Genomic DNA, 3191 nt, shown 5'->3' on the forward strand with positions numbered 1-3191 from the left:
TGCCATGGATTCCGTTCTCAAAGCTGCGTCCTAACCACCTTGACTAATGCTATAATTTGAGGAAATTTGCACAGGATTTGCGAAGACCGTCGCCAATTCCGCCAGATTGACCGTCTTGGCTTGAAACAGCGCCATCAGGAACAGGCAGACAAAGTTTCATCTCGCCCCGTGCCAGGGCAAGTGAGGGCGCAAAGTGTCTCGTAATCGGTTAAGCTCGTTCATGAGAGGGAAGTTTGGTTTGTGGTAATTCCGATGTAACCCTCTCACCCCAACTTGGCGCTACCCCCCCACCCCTCGACTTTCACCTCAGCCCGGAGCGCCCCCTTCAGAATTTTCGGCTAGATTCCCTTTTGGCTAAGACTTTCAGCTTTTTTGTCCTGTACTGAGGTGGCAACCCTATTTCATGCCTGAACGTCTCGCACAAGTGGTTATATTTAAACTTATGACCTCTTTGTGTCGCCAGCCAATAAGCGAAAGTAATTCACAAAAATAAGGCGAAAAATCGGGTTGAATCCACCCGAGTATATTCCATGTTATCGCCCACACTTTTACAATCTCTAAACATCATTTCGATACCCCATCGCGCTTGATAAATTTGCTTAACCAGCTGGGGATTGTCAAGTTTGGTTAGTAAATACCACGTTTCTTTTACCTTTTTTCCAGGATGATTTTTTTGCCCATAAACTCCTAGGTTAAATCCCTGAATAGGTTCATATTTTTGAAAGGTTACATTTTTTAAAAAGGAGGATTTGCAAAATTTACATTCCTGGGCTTTTAAAGACTTGCATGGATGGTTTTATGTGGCTACAAAAGCGCTCTTTTGATGGCGAAATACAACGTTTACCCCTCTGGCTATTAGCCAGTCTGCTAGTTGGGCGCTATGAAATTCGCGCGTCTCCTATTACCACAACCGGATAAGGTTTTAAAAGAGCTAGTACTGGCCCTAATACTCGTTTCTGTTCCCGAAAAGAACTACTGCCCAACTTGAAGAGTAGCTCCCCATATATTGGTAAAGCATGATTTCCCAAAATTATCGTGACCATCAGGAGATTCCGGTCTCTCCATTGAGTGCTCTCGATAGCAACCGCTACATAGTTTTTTGTTTTCAAACTTAATCTTGAGCGCTTTCTCCTTTGTTCTCTATTTAAATGTTTTTCTCGAAATTCAGATTTTAAAGCGGCCTTGATTATCGTAAACCACAGCAATTTAGCCGAAAGTTGGGGGAGTTTTAGAAATCGCTGGATATTTCGGATTCGACTCTTGTATTGAATGGGTTGGGGAAATAAGTTTGCGAGCGTTGATAATCTGACTTGCCGATAACTTTGAAGCATCATAACGAAGAGTTCTAAGGTCTGTGCTTGACTCTCGCTCAAATGGATTCGTAATAGTTTCTGGTATAATGTCTTTAGCATTTTTGGTCAGGGTAGCTCCAAGGGCCACCCGCTTTTTGACGACCTCTCCATTATCTCAAACAATTGCCCCATCTGGGTTTTCCCTCCGTTGTCACCCTCTCAGGCTTGAGGGTCTCGAGTTAGACATCCCACCCGATAGCAGTTGAATTTCCATAATGAGAATTACTGGTTTCTTTAGAGAAATTCTGTACAAAATCTGATGCTGTGATAGTATCTGGGTGGATTTGTCCGAGTACGGGCGGGTTCTCCAATCATCCTCTATCTTGACCAGATTATTGGTGAACCTGCCCCTACGGCTTAATTGTCTTTTGTGTGTGGTGGAGAAGATTCCAGGAGTGCTCAATAGGATGTCAACAGGATATTCAAGCATTAGTGTAGGGCGAGGTCAACTAGACCCTCTACGGATTGGGGTAATTGGTGTTGGCAATATGGGACAGCATCACACGCGGGTTCTCAGTTTGCTGAAGGATGTACAACTGGTGGGAGTTTCCGATGTTAATGTGGAACGGGGACTCGACACAGCCAGTAAATACCAGGTTCGCTTTTTTGAAGATTATCGGGATTTGTTGGAATATGTGGATGCGGTTTGTGTGGCGGTTCCCACCCGTCTACATCACTCGGTAGGAATGACTTGCCTCAAGGCCGGAGTTCATGTGTTGATTGAAAAACCCATCGCTGCTAGTATTTCCGAAGCAGAGTCTTTAGTCAATGCAGCCGCAGAATATCAGCGCATCCTGCAGGTCGGACATATTGAAAGGTTTAATCCGGCTTTTGCTGAACTTGGTAAAGTCTTGAAAACTGAGGAAGTTTTGGCTTTAGAAGCACATCGCATGAGTCCATACTCCCACCGGGCTAATGATGTGTCGGTGGTGCTGGATTTAATGATTCATGATATCGACTTGTTAATGGATTTAGTCCCCGCCCCGGTGGTGAAGTTAACTGCTAGTGGCAGTCGTGCTTCAAATTCGGGTTATCTTGATTATGTGACGGCTACTTTGGGTTTTGGTAATGGCATTATTGCCACTCTCATCGCTAGTAAAGTCACCCACAGGAAATTGCGATCTATTGTAGCTCATTGTAAAAATTCCCTCACGGAAGCAGATTTCCTTAATAATGAGATTTTAATACACCGCCAAACTACGGCGGATTATGTGACTGACTATGGCCAGATTCTCTATCGTCAGGATGGATTAATTGAAAAAGTCCACACTAGCAATATTGAACCTCTCCATGCGGAATTAGAGCATTTTGTCAGTTGCGTTCATGGTGGAAATCAGCCGTCAGTAGGGGGAGAACAAGCCTTAAAAGCCTTGCGATTGGCAAGTTTGATTGAACAAATGGCTTTGGATGGTCAGGTCTGGTCGGCGAGAGAACTACCATATCCTATCAACTCCCCGACGGTTCAAGTCGGTTGATAGCTGATATCCTCGAAGATGCTCTCCCCTGGGAAACAGACCCACCGAGTGGCTCTCTCTCGGTCTCCCAGAGGGAGCCTTAAAAGTCTCTTGACCGCGAGGGCAGTTTAGATGTATAGCATTAGTCAAGGTAGTTAGGACGCAGCTTGGAGAACGGAATCCATGGCATCATGGAGAGAATCAAACTGCTCAATACAATGGCGAATGCGGGCTTTCAACCACGACCAACATTTCTCTATCTTGTTGAGGTCTGGCGAATAAGGTGGTAGATAGAGCAAACGGCATTGAGCCGCCTCCACTAGCTCAGGAATCCGCCCCCCTTTATGAAACGTTGCATTGTCTAGCACTAGAGTCTGACCTGGCT

Annotated in this window: 2 protein-coding genes and 2 pseudogenes; 1 reads left to right on the forward strand and 3 read right to left on the reverse strand. The window is 45.2% G+C overall.

The genetic code is table 11. The features are described 5' to 3' along the window. Positions 1-51: 51 nt before the first annotated feature. Both P5683_RS23685 and P5683_RS23690 read right to left on the reverse strand, forming a co-directional pair. A pseudogene (locus tag P5683_RS23685) lies at positions 52-222 on the reverse strand (IS4 family transposase); the annotation flags it as partial. A gap of 199 nt (positions 223-421) precedes the next feature. Continuing rightward, positions 422-1412, reverse strand: a pseudogene (locus tag P5683_RS23690) (IS4 family transposase); the annotation flags it as partial. Positions 1413-1759: 347 nt separating this feature from the next. Between P5683_RS23690 and P5683_RS23695 the strand changes: the two are divergent. Then, positions 1760-2827, forward strand: a complete 1068-nt coding sequence (locus tag P5683_RS23695) for a Gfo/Idh/MocA family protein (protein WP_006616252.1) — start codon at positions 1760-1762, stop codon at positions 2825-2827. Between the two features lie 134 nt (positions 2828-2961). On the opposite strand, the gene P5683_RS23700 is transcribed toward P5683_RS23695, so the two are convergent. Beyond that, positions 2962-3191, reverse strand: a 230-nt coding sequence (locus P5683_RS23700; protein ID WP_315642510.1) for a transposase, incomplete at its 5' end; no start/stop codon positions are given.

The sequence above is a fragment of the Limnospira sp. PMC 1279.21 genome (assembly GCF_032349615.1).
In the GTDB taxonomy this organism is placed as follows: domain Bacteria; phylum Cyanobacteriota; class Cyanobacteriia; order Cyanobacteriales; family Microcoleaceae; genus Limnospira; species Limnospira fusiformis.

What these genes read in the sequence shown, in the direction of transcription:
- P5683_RS23695 (WP_006616252.1), top strand. Translation starts at nt 1,760, where the DNA reads ATGTCAACAGGATATTCAAGCATTAGTGTAGGGCGAGGTCAACTAGAC.